The sequence below is a fragment of the Aeoliella straminimaris genome (genome assembly GCF_024054565.1).
Taxonomy (GTDB): Bacteria; Planctomycetota; Planctomycetia; order Pirellulales; family Lacipirellulaceae; genus Aeoliella; species Aeoliella straminimaris.
The window spans coordinates 60,719-74,681 of sequence record NZ_JAMXLR010000073.1 but is presented as its reverse complement, the minus strand read 5'-3'; the positions used below and the strand labels follow the sequence as shown (position 1 = coordinate 74,681).

The following is a 13,963-nucleotide window of genomic DNA, read 5'->3' as shown; positions in this document are numbered from 1 at the left end:
TACTTCCGCCTGTCGCTTGCGGGATTGATCCCCCGGCAAGCTCTGGTCACATGTCGGTCGCATTCTAACATAGCTAGACTCCCAGATGGGTATGCGAAGCGGGCAAACTCTGCGCGATGGCATTTGGCACTTGAAGGCGGCAGTTTCGCTTCCAATACTGGAGGGCATGAATACCAATTTTTGCCCCTTTGCTTGCCTGCTAGTAGTCGCTTGCGGCCTGACCTCCCACGCCGCAGAGAATTCTCCAACTGTCGCCGCTCATCGCTCGGTGGTCGAAAACCGCGCTCCTTTGGAGAGAACTCCGCTGCTGCGATTGCCCATCGGTAGCGTGCAACCGGACGGTTGGCTCGCACGCCAGTTGACGCTGCAAAAGCAGGGCCTGACCGGCGCGGCCGAACAGCTGTACGATGCCGCGGCCGCCAACTCCGGTTGGCTGGGCGGCCAGGGCGATGGTTGGGAGAAAGCCCCCTACTACGTGAAGGGAATCGTCGCCCTGGCCTACACGCTGGACGACAAGCAGCTTCAGCAGCGGGCGCAGAAGTGGATTGAGTGGGTCTTCGTCAGCCAGCAGGAAGACGGCTCGTTTGGTCCCACCAGCAACGACGACTGGTGGCCGCGGATGATCGTGCTCTATTACCTCCGCGACTACTACGAAGCCACGGGCGATTCGCGGGTGCTACCGTTTCTTACGCGTTACTTTCGCTACCAGCTCGCGGAGCTTCCTGGTAGGCCGCTGCGCGATTGGGGCAAAGCCCGTGCGGCCGATAATATCGAGATCGTACTGTGGGTGTACAACCAAACGGGCGACGAGTGGCTGCTCGAGCTTGCCGAGCTGCTCCGCCGGCAAGCCTATCCATGGTCGGACATCTACGCGAAGAACCAGTTCTATGGCACGTTCGAGGAGTTTCATCCTCATCACATCGTGAACGTCAGCCAGGCGATGAAGTTCCCGCCGGTCGTGTGGCAACTTACCCACCAATCAGCCGACAAGGCGGCCCACGCCCAGGGGCTGGAGCATCTGCGGCGACAGTACGGTCGCATCGACGGCCAGATTAGCGGTACCGAAATGCTCTCCGGCCTCCGCAGCACCGATGGCGTGGAGTTGTGTGCCGACGTCGAGCGGATCGTCTCCGATGGCGTAGCGATTCGCGTTCTTGGCACCGCCACGATTGGCGATTCGATGGAAAAAGTGGCCTACAACTCCCTGCCGGCGCACACCACCAGCCAAATGACCGGCATGACCTACTACCAACTACTCAACCAGGTGAACTGCGTCTACACACCACACGGGTTCGAGCAGGACTATCACAACAGCATCGTGCCGGGTCCGTACAGCGGCTTCCCTTGCTGCTGCTACAACTGGCACATGGGGTGGCCGAAGTTCGTCGAGAACATGTGGGCGGCCACCAGCGATGGCGGCCTGGCGGCCGTGGCGTATGGCCCCTGCAAGGTGCACACCACCATCGCTGGGGGAACGTCCGTCACAATCCGCGAGACAACCGAGTACCCATTCGACGAAGTGATTCGCCTGGCCGTGGATGTCTCTCAAGCCAGCGAGTTTCCGCTGCTGCTCCGTATCCCGGTGTGGTGCGATGAGCCTCAACTACGGATCAACGGCGAAGAGCAACCGGCCCCGAAGTCGGGGGTGTTCCACCGAGTAAAGCGCACCTGGAAGACCGGCGACACCGTCGAGCTGACGTTTCCCATGACCGTTCGAACCAGTCGCTGGGCGAACAACTCGCTGGGCATCGAGCGTGGGCCCCTGACGTATGGCCTGGAGATCAATGAGCAGTGGCACAAAAACGCCGACTACGATGGTCCCTTCGACGAGTACACCATCACCCCGGGATCGCCATGGAACTATGCCCTCGAGATCGATCCGAGTCATCCCGAACGTTCGATCGAAGTCGCAACTCAAACCGTGGGCGATGTGCCGTGGGCACTGGAGTCCGCGCCGGTCGTGCTGACCGCCACCGCCCGCAAATTACCCGAGTGGCAACTGGGTCCGCGAATGGCCAAGGTGGAAATCGGTTACGCCAACGGTGCATGGCACCCCATGGCGGAAGCTGCCGTGGAAATCGAGGGCGAACAGCCCTACCGTCTGCGGATTAAGATGAACGGCGGCGAGTATCGCGTCTACCTGAACGACTCACGCCGCTCGGTGCTCGAGGGCCGCGATGGCCGAGCCCAGCAGGGAATGGTCGGCTTGCGTACCTACGAAGCGGCGACCCAGTTCGACGACTTCAAACTCAATGGTCGCGTGCTGGACGATTTTGCCGGCGACCTGTCTAAATGGAAGTCGTATGGCGGGCGTTGGGCCCCAGTCGACGGCCAAATGACCGTTGGCAAGCACCGTGGCGCCAAAGCCGTTCTGCGCGATACGCAGGTCGGCCAGCAATTCGCGCTGGAAACCACGCTGAAGGTCGAGCCGGGCGGAAACGCAGGGCTGTTGTTCCGCGTCGGCGAACTGGCCGATGGCCTCGACAAGTACCACGGTTACTACGTTGGCGTTACCAACTTGTCCGGCTCCTCGGATGCCCAGGAGCCGCCGGCCAGCCCCGTGCAGTCGGCACAACCGACCGAGCGCGTCCGCCTGGTACCGTTCGGCGCTACGAAGCTCCGAGTGTCGTATTTTCCATGGCTGGATGAGGAGTGATCGCCCGCGATGGCCGCTCTGTTCAATCGCCGAACCAGGGGCACATCAGGCGGCGCAGCAGGATCAGCAGCCAGTCGATGACCAGTCCAAAGACACCTAGCACTACCAGGTAGGTGTACACGATGTTCATGTTCTGCAGTCGCGACTGCATGCGTAGCGTGTAGCCAAAGCCCTGGTCGGCCAGGGCGAACTCGGCCGCGATCAGAAACACCATGGCGGGACCAATCTGCAAACGGGCGTTTTCGATGATGCGGGGCAGGATCTGCTTGAGCACCACCTCCCACACCACTTCGAAGTTGGAAGCTCCCAACGTGTACGACTTGTACAAGGTGTGTTCATCCACGTCTTTCTGAGCCGCTTGCGTAATCGCCTGGGCAAGCGTGGGGAAGATACCAAACGCAATCAGCGCGATGAAGATCTTGATCCCGGTCACGCCAAAGAACACAAAGTACACAGCCAACATGGCCGTTGGCGGTATCTTGGCAAAGAACGCGAGGGGTGGCATCAGCAACGACTCGATGACCGGAAAGCAGCCCATGGCCAAGCCGATGATGAAGGCCAGCAACACGCCCGCACCTACGCCAATCGCCAGGCGACTCGCCGACGCGGTGACATCGGCCCAAAACTCGATGCCCCCTTCGCCGGTGGCGATGCGGTGCCACCCTTCCTGAAACTGCGAGAAGTTGGGCAGCGTCTTGTTGCGAGGATTCTCGACGTGCGCCCGATGCGATACCCACGAGTAGCCTGCCAGCAGTATCACAAAGCCCACGATGCCCAGCACGATACGATGCAGGCGGGGAATCGGCTTACGAATCATCGGGGCATCCTATGAACAGGGGGAGCACTAACAAAAACGACGAGGGCACAAAGCCTCCGCTCTGTACCCTCGTCATCGTAGTATCAAATCTGTGGGGAGAAAACGGCTACTCCCCTTCCTGCACCTTCTGCATGTACGAGGCGTCGAAGTTCAACTGGGCGTCGGCATCACCAAAGCCCACCGACGGTTTCTCGTCCAGCATGTCGTGAGCGGAACAGAAGTCGACCACCATCGGCATGGTCTTGTCCTTGAACTCAGTTTTCTCGAACAGCTCAATTCCATCCTTAGGCGTGGCGTACATCTGCGTCTCCTTCACCACAACCTCCATATCTTCGACACCCAGGCTCGAAAACTTCTCGCCCAAAGCTTTGAGGGTATCGTCACGCTCGGCGTCGTCGGCCAGCATGGCGTTCACCTGGTAGAAGGCATCGAGGATGGCGCAGGCACACTTTTCGCCACCCGGTTCGGCCAGCTTCGACTTGCTGACGACCACCATGTCGATGATCTCTTCGGGGATCTTGCTGGAGTCGAACATCCGCTTGGCTCCCTCCCGGTCCCGCAAGGTTTGCATCACAAACGGATTCCAGACCATGATCGACTTGACGTTGGCATCCCCGGTTTGCATGCCCTGCGCGGCGACAGCGGGATCCATGTTCTTGAATTCGTAGTCATCGGGGTTCGCCCCTTCAATTTCCAGGCAACGCTCAAAGGCATATTGCGATACCGACTTCTCCAGGCCGTACGTGGGCACGTCCTTCAGGGCTTCGAGCGAGTCGACCCCCACTGTGATGCAGGCATCGGCGCCAACGCTGGTGGAGGTGGGGATGATCGCGACCGAATCGCGGCCAAGTGAAGGTGCAAGGCTATCCATATTGGTCATGCAAACCGCATCGACCGTCGAGTTACCGTATTCGCTCAGGCAGGTATCGTAGTCGGCCTGTACCAGCACGATGTCGACACCCCACTTCTTCTCAAGTTCGCCCTGGGCGCCTTCGTCCTTGTTCAACAGGCCCTTCTCGTGAGCCACGCCAAACACCGACCAACTGGGGTACTCGCTCCAGGCGAGACTCATCACAGGGGTTTCGCCGCCTGGGCCGCCGCCGCCTGTGGTTGTTGATCTCTTGTTGTTGCAGCCCACCATGCAGGCGGCCACTAGCAGGGTACAAGTCGCAAGCTGTAATCGTGTCATCAGTGTTCCTTCCATTGGGTTGGAGTGTTGTGCCATTGGTTTTGGAAGTCATGGCCTGCCACTCATTCGTCATGATTCGGGAATTCTTGCCGCATCGGGACCGGATTCCGCTTCCGGCGACTTGTTTGTCAGACCAATCAGCGCATCGAACTCGTCGTTCGCCTGACTCGCCGAAGCGTAGTCCATGAACTCCGCTTCGGCCTGCTTGGTATCGAGCCCGGCCAGTTCGCGGCTGACGCGTGCGTTGGCCGACGCCTTCTGGCGCAGTTCGCGAAGCTCTCGCAGTTCCTCGCTGGTGCGATCCTCGGACAGTCCGGTCATCAGGTCGGCGATTTGCTGTTCTTCCTTGGCCGACAGGATGCTGGCCACGGCGTCGTGCTTCTCCTCGCCCAGCTTCTCGAGCTCGCGCATCTGCGTTTGGATCTGCAGCTTGTGGCGGTTGATGTTCTCCATCAACTGCTCGACATCGCCTTCGAGTTCCGCCACGCGAGCCTGCTTCTCGCTCAGGGTGTTGCTGAAATCTTTAAAAGCGGTTTGACACTTCAGGTACTCCGGATCATTGCGGGTCGCTTCGGCATCGCCGCCAAACTTCTCGGCCACCTGCCGGGCCTTGGCAGCCGCGCCGGCCTTGAGCTTCTCGAGCTTCTCGATCTCGTCGCTCAGCCCCTTGATCTTGCTCTTCTTGGTCTCTTCCTGCGCGATCATCGCGCTGATCGCATCCTTGTATTGATTGATGCGGCTTCGCTTCTCGTCGATGATGCGGTCGTAATTGGCGGACACCACGCCGGGATTCATGCGGAGCGTTTCGCTCGCCTTGTCGATGCGAAATGTGACCAGATACCACACGGCTCGAACGTATTTACCCAGTGCTTTGAACATCTAGACCCTCGTGATTGATACAGTTGATTCCGTTATTATCGATGCGGCGCACGCGCCGGCTGAGAATGATGTCAGTTCAGGTTCTCGTATTCCGACTCGTCATACATGCTGGGGGTGTCGATGGCGTCGATGTATTCGTCGGCCTTGCGAGCCACTTCGATGGTTCGATCGAGTTCCTCGCGAAGTTTTGCCAGTTCGTCGTCGCTATCTTGCAGTTGAAAGGCATGGAATTGCTCGACGGTGCGGGCCAGGTGATTCACGGTGAGTACTACCTCGTCGATGGCATTCTTCCGCTCGGCCAACAGGGGCCGCCCCGTCTGGCCGGGCAGTCTATTTGCTTTTTCCCATAGCTCGAGCGATTTTTCCAGTTGCCGAACCGCGGCACGGAATAACTTGTCGACTTTTTCGCGGAACAACGTGGCCGTCGAACCCGTGGGCGGCAACGTCTCCAGCGAGGCGTACAGTTTTCGCAAACGCCTCAAACACTCTTCGCTCCGCGGGTCGTCATCTTGGCCCAATCGCTCGGCCAGCGCATCCAGCCGTAGTTCTTGTTCGCGCCGCTCCTGTTCGGTCAGGTACCCGTGCGCCTTCTCAGTTAGCTCCTCGATGCCGAAGATCAACCGCGAGGCCTGGATGCCTAAACCCGCCAGCACTCCCGCCAGTCCGACGAGGTTCAGCGCGGTGCTCCCATCCATTCCCCAAGACAGCAAAAAGGCGCTAAGTCCCCCCACGATCGGCACCACCGTCCACGGCGAGACGAACAGATCGAGCAAGACCTTCTTTTTGACGTCGTCCATAAACCGTGATGTGCATTTTGCCGGGCTGGGTGTTCACAATTCGTCAAACGAATCTCTTCGGCTTGACCAAGTGTCAGTACGGCAGTTCGCCCAGCAGGAACGTCACGGAGGTACTGCCGCTCGGCTCGACTCCAATCGCACGAATTCGATCGGCGTCGACCCCCTGGCTGGTCAAATACTGCTCTACTTCATGTGCCCGTTGCTCGGCAAGCTTCTTGTTTGCCTCCAGGTTACCCCGCCGCGATGCGTTGCCGCGGACAATTACATAGTAACGTGTTGACTGCAGTGTGCCAGCCAGTTCGTCGAGCAGCGAGCGACTTCGCTCAGTCAGGCGGGCCGTGCCGCGGGCAAATACCAGCGTAGGCGCCCGTGCGGTGCCCACCTCGACCAGCGAGTTCCACTGGCTGTCGCTGAGTTTGGGCATCTCGGTGCCGCGAATTTGCTCTGAGTCCACGCCTGGATGAAATGCCGCCAGGTCGTTCATGACCGAGTCGTTATACAAGTAGTTGGGGTGGCCATCGGTGGGATCGCTGGCGATGGAATCCGACTCCAGCAGCACCGCCACCACGCCGGCAATCATGTCCTCCAGATGGGGCAGCCGAGTGCCGGTGCGGACCCCCATGTGGGCGAGGTTTTCCTGCGTATTCTTCCACCACACTCCCTCGACCAACCTCTTGGCTTCGGCCTCGCTGAGCGCGGTGCCACTGGCCTTGGCATCGGCGATCACCAGCTTGGTGCGGGCAGCATCGCTGCGGTATTGGTAGTTGACCTTGAGGTAGGCCTTTACCACCGCGACCACCGTCTCGCGGTTCTTGGCGATGTAGTCGTCGCTGGCAACCAGTACGTCGACGATGGCCGACGGAAACCGCGAGCTATCGACCACCACGTGCACGCGGTCGTTCTGCAGCATCTGCGTAACGTACGGTTCCCACAACACGTAAGCGAACTTATCGCCAGGACGGGCCGCTTTGTATCGCTCCAAAACCTGCGCGGCATCGTTCACTTTGATAAACGGCTCACTACCGAGCCGATCCAGGTCGAATCGCGACATCACCACCCGGGCCAACGTCTCGCTGGGCGAGTCGGGCGTCAGGATAAATTTTGTGTCGGGGTCGTTCAGCGCGGCGACGTTGGGAAACGTCTCCTTGTAGGCCACGATGGCATCGGCGCCCACCGTCTCGTCTACCAGGGCCACAATCGTGGCCGGAAGTGCATTCAGCTTGGCGGAAGTCTTCACCAATGCATCCACGGTGAACACCGCCATGTCGGTATCGCCCTGTTTGAGCGAGTTGAGCCGCTCCTCATAGTCGGCACCGTCGTCAATCAGCTCGAGCTTGATACCTTGACTGCGCAGCTCTTCGGCAAATTCGGGCGAACGGAGTACGGCGTAGCCGCTGAATCCATCCAGGGCAATGTTCACCTGCGTGCGGTAGCGACTGTCGGAGCCACCTTTACGCAGGGCCGCATCACGCTCTTGCTGCGCTTGTTCAGCGGCCCGGCGCTGTTGTTCTTCTTTCGACAGTTCCACGGCCGGAGCGAAGACGATCTTCCATACACCGACGCCAACTGCAAGAATCAGCAGCCACACGATACTCACGGCAAGTAACTTGCCCTTGGACACTTCAAGCTCCTCCGATACACCGGGCGACTGCCGCACGCAGGGCGGCCAGGCTCGAAAAACAGACCATCAATGGCTTCATGCCACTATTGTGCCTTGGTGGCTAGCGATTGCCAATCGAGGCGAAAATACGCAGGAAGAATATCAGGACGATTCCAGCGATAATGATAGTCGTGAAGGACAGTCCGCCACGCCCACGACGATCGTTGGGCGGCTGAGGCTGCTGCACTTGCTGAGCGGGCATCGCTTGGCCGGTTGCCGGCGAGGCTACCGCCGACGGTGGAGTGAAATCGCCTTCGCCCACGGCCACGTTCTGCGGCCGAGTAAGTGCGGCAAGCGATGCGGCGGCCATCTCGTTAGGGATAGGCGCGATTACTTCGAAGTCGCTCTCGCCGGCATCGCCCGCAGCGTCGCTGGTACTCTCCCCCAGCACCACCTCGGAGATGGCCTGCTCCAGCGAAGCGGGGTCGTCCGCGCGGCGGTACGTAGCCACTCGCGTTGCCAGGCTATGCTGTTGGGCCATCGAGACGCCGATCACGTCGATCAAAATACCGCGAGCTTGTATCTCGGGAAGGTACTTTTCAACGACCCTGGGATAGGTGGCCTCGCCATCGGAGACGATCAGCATCTTATAGGTTCCATAGCACTGCTTCTCACGCAGCTCCAGCAACGCATCGGCGGCCATCTTCATGGTCTCGCCCAAAGGCGTGCCCCCTTCGGCCGACAGACCTCTGACCGACTGAGCCATCGCTTTTTTGTCGAGCGGCCCCAGTGGGATGAGCCACCGACCGTTGCGACCAGCGTTAAGCAGCAGCACACCTACCTCGGCGTCCGGCGGCGTTTGGTCCAGCACCTTCAGCAGCGCCTGCTTGGCCGCGGCGATGCGTGTGCCGCCACCGGGCATGCGTTGATCCATCGATCCCGAGTTGTCCAGGATCACGACCAGATTCAAATCGCTCGCCGCTCGTACCGGCGTGGCGATCAGAATCGCTGCGACCATGACACAAAGTATCATCAGGCTTCGCAACATCGGTTTCGTCCTTCCTGTGGGAGCGTCTTTCCGACGGGTCGTGACCCGCCAGCGAATCATATTACCGAGACAAACGCCAGGTCACGCTAGAAGTCGAAGTCCTCTTCGGACAGGTCTTCAGGGTTCACTTTCACGATGCGGAACTCCACTCGCATGTTTTGCTTCGCTTCAGCCATGTTGGAGGGCTTCGAGATCATCGGATCGGAGATACCGGCCCCCAGCGGCTGAAGTTGCGAGAGGTTCACGTTCACCCCACGCTGTTCGGCGTAATCGATAATGGCCTGCTTCACCTGCTCGGCGCGAGCCTGCGACAGGTTCAGTGCGGCTTGCATGGTTTGCAGGGGGCTGTCGGCAGCGCCTTCGAACGCACCCGACTCGATCAGTTGGACGATCGTTTCGGTCTGGCTGAGGTCGAGTTCCTTATTGCCGCCCTGAGCGTTGAGGAAATAGCGGTAGTTGCCCTTCTGACCCGAGCGGCGGATGAGTCCCTTCTGCATGCCGCTCTTGATGAGCTGCACCAGGGTCTTAGTTGGGTCGGAGTGACCGCGAATCACCACCGCTGCCCCACCAAACGTGCTGGCCGACTGCAGGGCACGGTCGAACTCAGCTCCGTAGCGATCGACCGAGAAGTCGGTCTGGTTCGGTTCAAACGAAATGGTGAAGCTAACGATGGTGCCGGCGTCGAGATCGTCGTCGGGGAACTCGGTCAGACCTTCCGCCTTCACCACGCGCTTGGGCTCGCTGTACTTCACGCCCGCCATGTTGGCAAGCTGCCGGTAGTCGAAGTTGGCGGGTTCGAAACCCTTGCGACTCTTGGCGTACCCCCAGGTGGTGGCCAGGTCCAGAGCGGCCGTCAACTTGGGCTCGAATCCGCTCAGGTTACCCGACTGCTGGAAGAAGGCAATCTGACCGGGCAGGCCCACAAACCGGCAATCGAGCAGCAATCCATGGGCGTCCACTTCCAGGGTGGGCAACACGTCCTCGCCGAAGATCTGCTGGCTCATGGTCAGCAACTGGCGGTAGTCGTTGGACATCCGCTGTGTCTTTTCGAAGTCGTCGCGCATCTTGGTCACCTCGCCCGTCGCCTGCAGGTAGCCGGCCACGAACTTCTCGACTTCCTCACGATGCGTCTTATACCAGTCGCTCCGCACGGCGTAGACGTCGGCGATCGAACGCGACATGTTCTGCGTCGAGACCAATACGTGCGCGCCTTCCACGGTGCCCTCGGCGCCGGTGCCGGTAGAGTCGAGCCCACCGGTCAGACCAATCATGTCGGGAGTGATCACGCAGCAAGCGTCGATTGTCTTGTCGTTGCGAAACTTCTCCGCCGCGCCGTTCGGACCGGTGAGGTCGTCGACGAACACGATCTCGACATCCTCGTTGGTCAACTGGGCTGCCGCCAGGGCGTCGAACAGCAGACCCACATGCGGACCGCCTTGCTGGCAAGCGATGCGGACCTTCTTGCCATCGCGTTTCAGGTCGTTCAGGGTTCGCAAGTCTTTACGCGCCACGACGTGGTCGCCACCGCTCCACGAAAGCTGCAGGATAATCACTGGCTTGGTGCGGGGGTCGCTGCCAATCACTTCGCTGGCTTGCCCCAGCATGCGGAAGGTGCCCCGCAGGTAGGGCGATTTGCCGCCCATGTAGTCTTTCACCTGCTGCACGAAGTCGTCGCCCGGCGTGAGCTTCAGCTTCAGTCCGCTCTTGCCGTAGATGGAATCGGGCTTGGTCTCCAGCCCGCCGTTGGCCAAGAACGTGGCCACGTCGCCGCCCCAGGTGATGTAGGGCACGTTGGTAACGGCGCCGTCTTCCACCGGCTCGACACTAAGCGGGCCGGTCAAACTGGAAAAAAGCTGCTGGGCGCCAACAGGCGTTGCCACCAGCAACAACAGGGCCATGACGTAAGATAGACGTTGAATGTGCATCAAAACCTCCCCATGAGTGGATTTGAAAGCGTATTCGCAAAGAATCGCCCAATATTGGTGCAGAAATTGCCATCAAGCTGCTAGGTGCAACTTACCGCGCTCAGGCCACAGCCCCAACTACCCAATGCCGTCCAATTCTAGTTCGCGGATGCGGCGTTCCCAGTTTTGGCGATCTTCGACCGTGAAGTCAGGATTCGGCAGCAGCGAACGTCGCGTACAGTTCAGCAGTGCTTGCAGAGTCTGGTACTCGCGCGTGGCCCCGATGTCGGGCGAGATCTGGTCGTGGACCGCCGCGCGGACGTCTTCCCACGTTTCTGGTTCCAGCGCCAACAGCAGCGAGCGAAGCGAAGCAAACGACGCGGCAGAGTACTCGGTGGGCAACAAGTCTTCGTCGAGCTCCCGGACCAAGTCGTCTTGGGTCGAATCGGCATCGCCCGCAAATTTCACCGAGTCGAGCAGCCAGCGAATGAACGCCAGGCGATCGTCCCCCACGGGATCGAGCACCGGAATGATCAGGTCGCCTACGCGACCAGGCCGCCGAATGTCGGGCGACAGCAGATGAATGCGAGCGGTCATCAACAGCCACAGCACATGGCCGCGAAGCTGCGGATCGCTCATCATGCCCTGGATCTTACCGGTAAGCCGGCGCTCAGTTTCGTGTGCGTTGGCGTCCACGCGGCCGAACTGGGTGTCGGCTTCGTCGACAAAGATCACCACCTTGTCGAGCGCATCGAGCACGCGGCGCAAGCGTTCGAATACCACGTCCGTCTGTCCAAACCACTGGCTGCGAATATTCTTCAGCACCAGCACGGGCAGATCCAGCTCGGCGGCCACGGCTTCGAAGATGAACGTCTTGCCACTGCCAATCGCCCCGGCCACCGCGGCACCGGGCAGAGCCTTGGGTCCTTCGGCCTTGAAACGGGGAATCAACTCGCGACTCAAGAACTCCTTGAGCTGCGTAAAGCCCACCACGTCGTCCAGGTCGTGTGTGGGCTTCTTGAAGTCAACCACGTCGTCACCCAACTGGGTGCGGATAAACTCCTCCACCTTCTCAAACACCGTATCGGCCGTCAGCTCTTCGCCGGTGTACGCCGCACCGGCCAGCATCTGCCGCAGTGCCTGCAGCGACAGCCCGGCCGTACATTTGCCCAGCACCTCCGGGGTCGACCACAGTTTTGGCTTGGGGGTGGTCCGCTCCGTGTAGTTTTCGATGAATGCAACACGGTGCTCCAGGGACGGTGCGGGCACTTCTACGCTCAACACCTGCGGCATCCGTGCCACGCGGTTGTGGATTAGCGCCCGCGACTCAGCGAGCAAGCAGACCGAGTCGGCCCCTTCGGCAAATTCGGGATCGCCAAACCAGTCGTGCACGATGCTGATGCGATGCATCTGCCGATCGTTGAGCGCCGCCAGGTTGCCCTGCTCCGGCAGCAGCATGTCGGCTGCTTCGACGATGATGATCAGATTCTCTCGCAGCGCAGCCCGCGAACAAATAGTCAGTTGCCGCAGAAGCTCCAGGGCGAGTGTCGGATTGCCCGTCGCGTCGCGAATGTTGCGGTCGAACTCTTCCTGGTACATCTCGAGCTTCGAGCCACGCTGGTGCAGCTCGCGCAGGGCCAGCGTGTTGGCATCGACCCCCGACTTCCATTCCACCCACGCGCCACGCAGTTTGTCGCGGGTGGTGTCGTCCATCCGAACTGGCCCGTTCAGCTCGTACACTAACTGTAACAACCCGGGTGCGGCCGTTTTCTTGAGCAGGAACGAGTTCAGCGGCACGTACGCCTCGCCATCCCACAGCAGATCGTAAATGTTGCCACACAGGATCACACTGCGGGCCTGGCCGGAGTTGAGTAGTCGGGCGAAGCGTGTGAAGAAATCGTGCGTCTGACTCATGGTGGCAAATCGTCCTTGATATCGTTCCAGAGAATGGTGTGGAAAGCGTGGACCGAGCGTTCGAGCTTGGACGAATACCGCCCACGGTTGAACGACATCGACTTCAGTCCGATCTGAGTCGACTCGCAAATCTCGATGTCTTCCTGCTGGATCACGTGGCTTTGGCTCACCGACTTGCGTATGGTACGCTTGGCATTCCAGTCTTCAATATCCTCGTAGTCGACGTAAAAATCGAACACCACCTGGCACGTGTTCTCGGTCAGCGGCAGCACCAGGTTGGTATCCATCATCCGGCCGTACCGATTGATGAAAAAATTCGGATACAGCCAGGCGTAGATCACCTTCGAGCCGAGGCGGTCGTCTTTGCCGCTGGCGTCGCAGATCTGGATGCTGGTACGATCGTAGATGTGCGTCTCGTACCCGCCGAACTCGAGCCCCTCGGCCAGCCCTTCATGAGCGTAGGCCACGTGGTATCCGCCGTCGAGCGAGTTGTCGACAAACACCTTCCAGTTACAGCGAATCTCATATACCCGCCGCTCGACCCACCGCATCGATTCGAAGCCAAGCTCCTGCAGCGGCGGCACCAACGGTTTCACGTCGGCCATCAGGTCGCGCGGATTGTCTGGCCCGCCGAGCGAACCATCGAGATCGACCAATACGAACGGCCCCCACTCTTCCACGGCGATAGTCGGCAGGCAGAAGTCGTCCAAGTTGAAGTCCGTCATCTTGCCCATCCGCGGGGCACGCTTCAGCCGGCCGTCCAAATGGTAAGTCCAGCCGTGGTAAGGGCACACTAGCTCCGTGGCGCGGCCGCACTCCTGGGCCACCACTGCCGCATGATGGCGACATACATTGTGCATCGCGCGGAGTTCACCCGATTCGTCGCGAAGCACAATATAAGGATTGCCAACCAGGTCGCCAGTAAAATAGCTGCCGGCGCTGGCCACCTGGTCGCTGCGTCCCACCGCGATCCACATCTTCTCGAACACCTGACGTTTCTCGGCGGCCAGCACCGCCGGATCGGTATACCACGACGCAGGCGGCGTTGCCGCCGCTTCCACGGGGGTCGAAGGATCGAACTGATAGTCCATGGTAGCAGTATACCGCTTGGCCCACTGGTTTGAGATAGCGTGTGTGCCGATAATTCGTTCAGTGAGAC

General features: G+C 60.0%; 10 protein-coding genes. 1 reads left to right on the top strand and 9 read right to left on the bottom strand.

Annotated features, from left to right (window positions below; translation table 11 throughout):
- Positions 1-166 precede the first annotated feature (166 nt).
- Entirely contained in the window at positions 167-2,656 is a 2,490-nt protein-coding gene (locus tag NG895_RS21355) for a beta-L-arabinofuranosidase domain-containing protein (RefSeq protein WP_252854568.1), read from the top strand.
- Positions 2,657-2,678: 22 nt separating this feature from the next.
- Here NG895_RS21355 and NG895_RS21350 read toward each other — a convergent pair whose 3' ends face one another.
- From NG895_RS21350 to NG895_RS21310, 9 genes are all read right to left on the bottom strand, one after another.
- Positions 2,679-3,473, bottom strand: coding sequence for an ABC transporter permease (locus NG895_RS21350; protein ID WP_252854567.1), 795 nt, complete (start codon positions 3,471-3,473; stop codon positions 2,679-2,681).
- A 106-nt stretch (positions 3,474-3,579) separates the two neighbouring features.
- The gene (locus NG895_RS21345; RefSeq protein ID WP_252854566.1) at positions 3,580-4,662 is read right to left on the bottom strand and encodes a type 2 periplasmic-binding domain-containing protein; all 1,083 of its coding nucleotides are present in this window, start codon (positions 4,660-4,662) and stop codon (positions 3,580-3,582) included.
- A gap of 69 nt (positions 4,663-4,731) precedes the next feature.
- Complete coding sequence (locus NG895_RS21340; protein WP_252854565.1) at positions 4,732-5,541, bottom strand: coiled-coil domain-containing protein; 810 nt, start codon at positions 5,539-5,541, stop codon at positions 4,732-4,734.
- A 71-nt stretch (positions 5,542-5,612) separates the two neighbouring features.
- Positions 5,613-6,338 carry a hypothetical protein gene (locus NG895_RS21335; RefSeq protein WP_252854564.1) on the bottom strand — a complete coding sequence of 242 codons (726 nt, stop codon included), beginning with the start codon at positions 6,336-6,338 and terminating at the stop codon, positions 5,613-5,615.
- 73 nt (positions 6,339-6,411) lie between these two features.
- Positions 6,412-7,959: a phosphate ABC transporter substrate-binding/OmpA family protein gene (locus NG895_RS30665; protein ID WP_252854563.1), complete on the bottom strand. Its 1,548-nt coding sequence runs from the start codon at positions 7,957-7,959 to the stop codon at positions 6,412-6,414.
- Between the two features lie 100 nt (positions 7,960-8,059).
- On the bottom strand, positions 8,060-8,986 hold the full coding sequence (locus tag NG895_RS21325) for a vWA domain-containing protein (RefSeq protein ID WP_252854562.1): 927 nt from the start codon (positions 8,984-8,986) through the stop codon (positions 8,060-8,062).
- An 86-nt stretch (positions 8,987-9,072) separates the two neighbouring features.
- A complete protein-coding gene (locus tag NG895_RS21320) occupies positions 9,073-10,911 on the bottom strand; it encodes a hypothetical protein (RefSeq protein WP_252854561.1) in 1,839 nt (612 codons plus the stop codon).
- A gap of 117 nt (positions 10,912-11,028) precedes the next feature.
- A complete protein-coding gene (locus NG895_RS21315; protein ID WP_252854560.1) occupies positions 11,029-12,804 on the bottom strand; it encodes an AAA family ATPase in 1,776 nt (591 codons plus the stop codon).
- On the bottom strand, positions 12,801-13,895 hold the full coding sequence (locus NG895_RS21310) for an aromatic ring-hydroxylating oxygenase subunit alpha (protein ID WP_252854559.1): 1,095 nt from the start codon (positions 13,893-13,895) through the stop codon (positions 12,801-12,803). Before NG895_RS21310 ends, NG895_RS21315 begins: the two co-directional genes overlap by 4 nt.
- Positions 13,896-13,963 lie beyond the last annotated feature (68 nt).

Bases quoted from the DNA above. Each gene is read 5' to 3' on its own strand.
- NG895_RS21355 (WP_252854568.1), top strand. From the start codon at position 167: ATGAATACCAATTTTTGCCCCTTTGCTTGCCTGCTAGTAGTCGCTTGC.
- NG895_RS21350 (WP_252854567.1), bottom strand. From the start codon at position 3,473: ATGATTCGTAAGCCGATTCCCCGCCTGCATCGTATCGTGCTGGGCATC.
- NG895_RS21345 (WP_252854566.1), bottom strand. From the start codon at position 4,662: ATGACACGATTACAGCTTGCGACTTGTACCCTGCTAGTGGCCGCCTGC.
- NG895_RS21340 (WP_252854565.1), bottom strand. From the start codon at position 5,541: ATGTTCAAAGCACTGGGTAAATACGTTCGAGCCGTGTGGTATCTGGTC.
- NG895_RS21335 (WP_252854564.1), bottom strand. From the start codon at position 6,338: ATGGACGACGTCAAAAAGAAGGTCTTGCTCGATCTGTTCGTCTCGCCG.
- NG895_RS21325 (WP_252854562.1), bottom strand. From the start codon at position 8,986: ATGTTGCGAAGCCTGATGATACTTTGTGTCATGGTCGCAGCGATTCTG.
- NG895_RS21320 (WP_252854561.1), bottom strand. From the start codon at position 10,911: ATGCACATTCAACGTCTATCTTACGTCATGGCCCTGTTGTTGCTGGTG.
- NG895_RS21315 (WP_252854560.1), bottom strand. From the start codon at position 12,804: ATGAGTCAGACGCACGATTTCTTCACACGCTTCGCCCGACTACTCAAC.
- NG895_RS21310 (WP_252854559.1), bottom strand. From the start codon at position 13,895: ATGGACTATCAGTTCGATCCTTCGACCCCCGTGGAAGCGGCGGCAACG.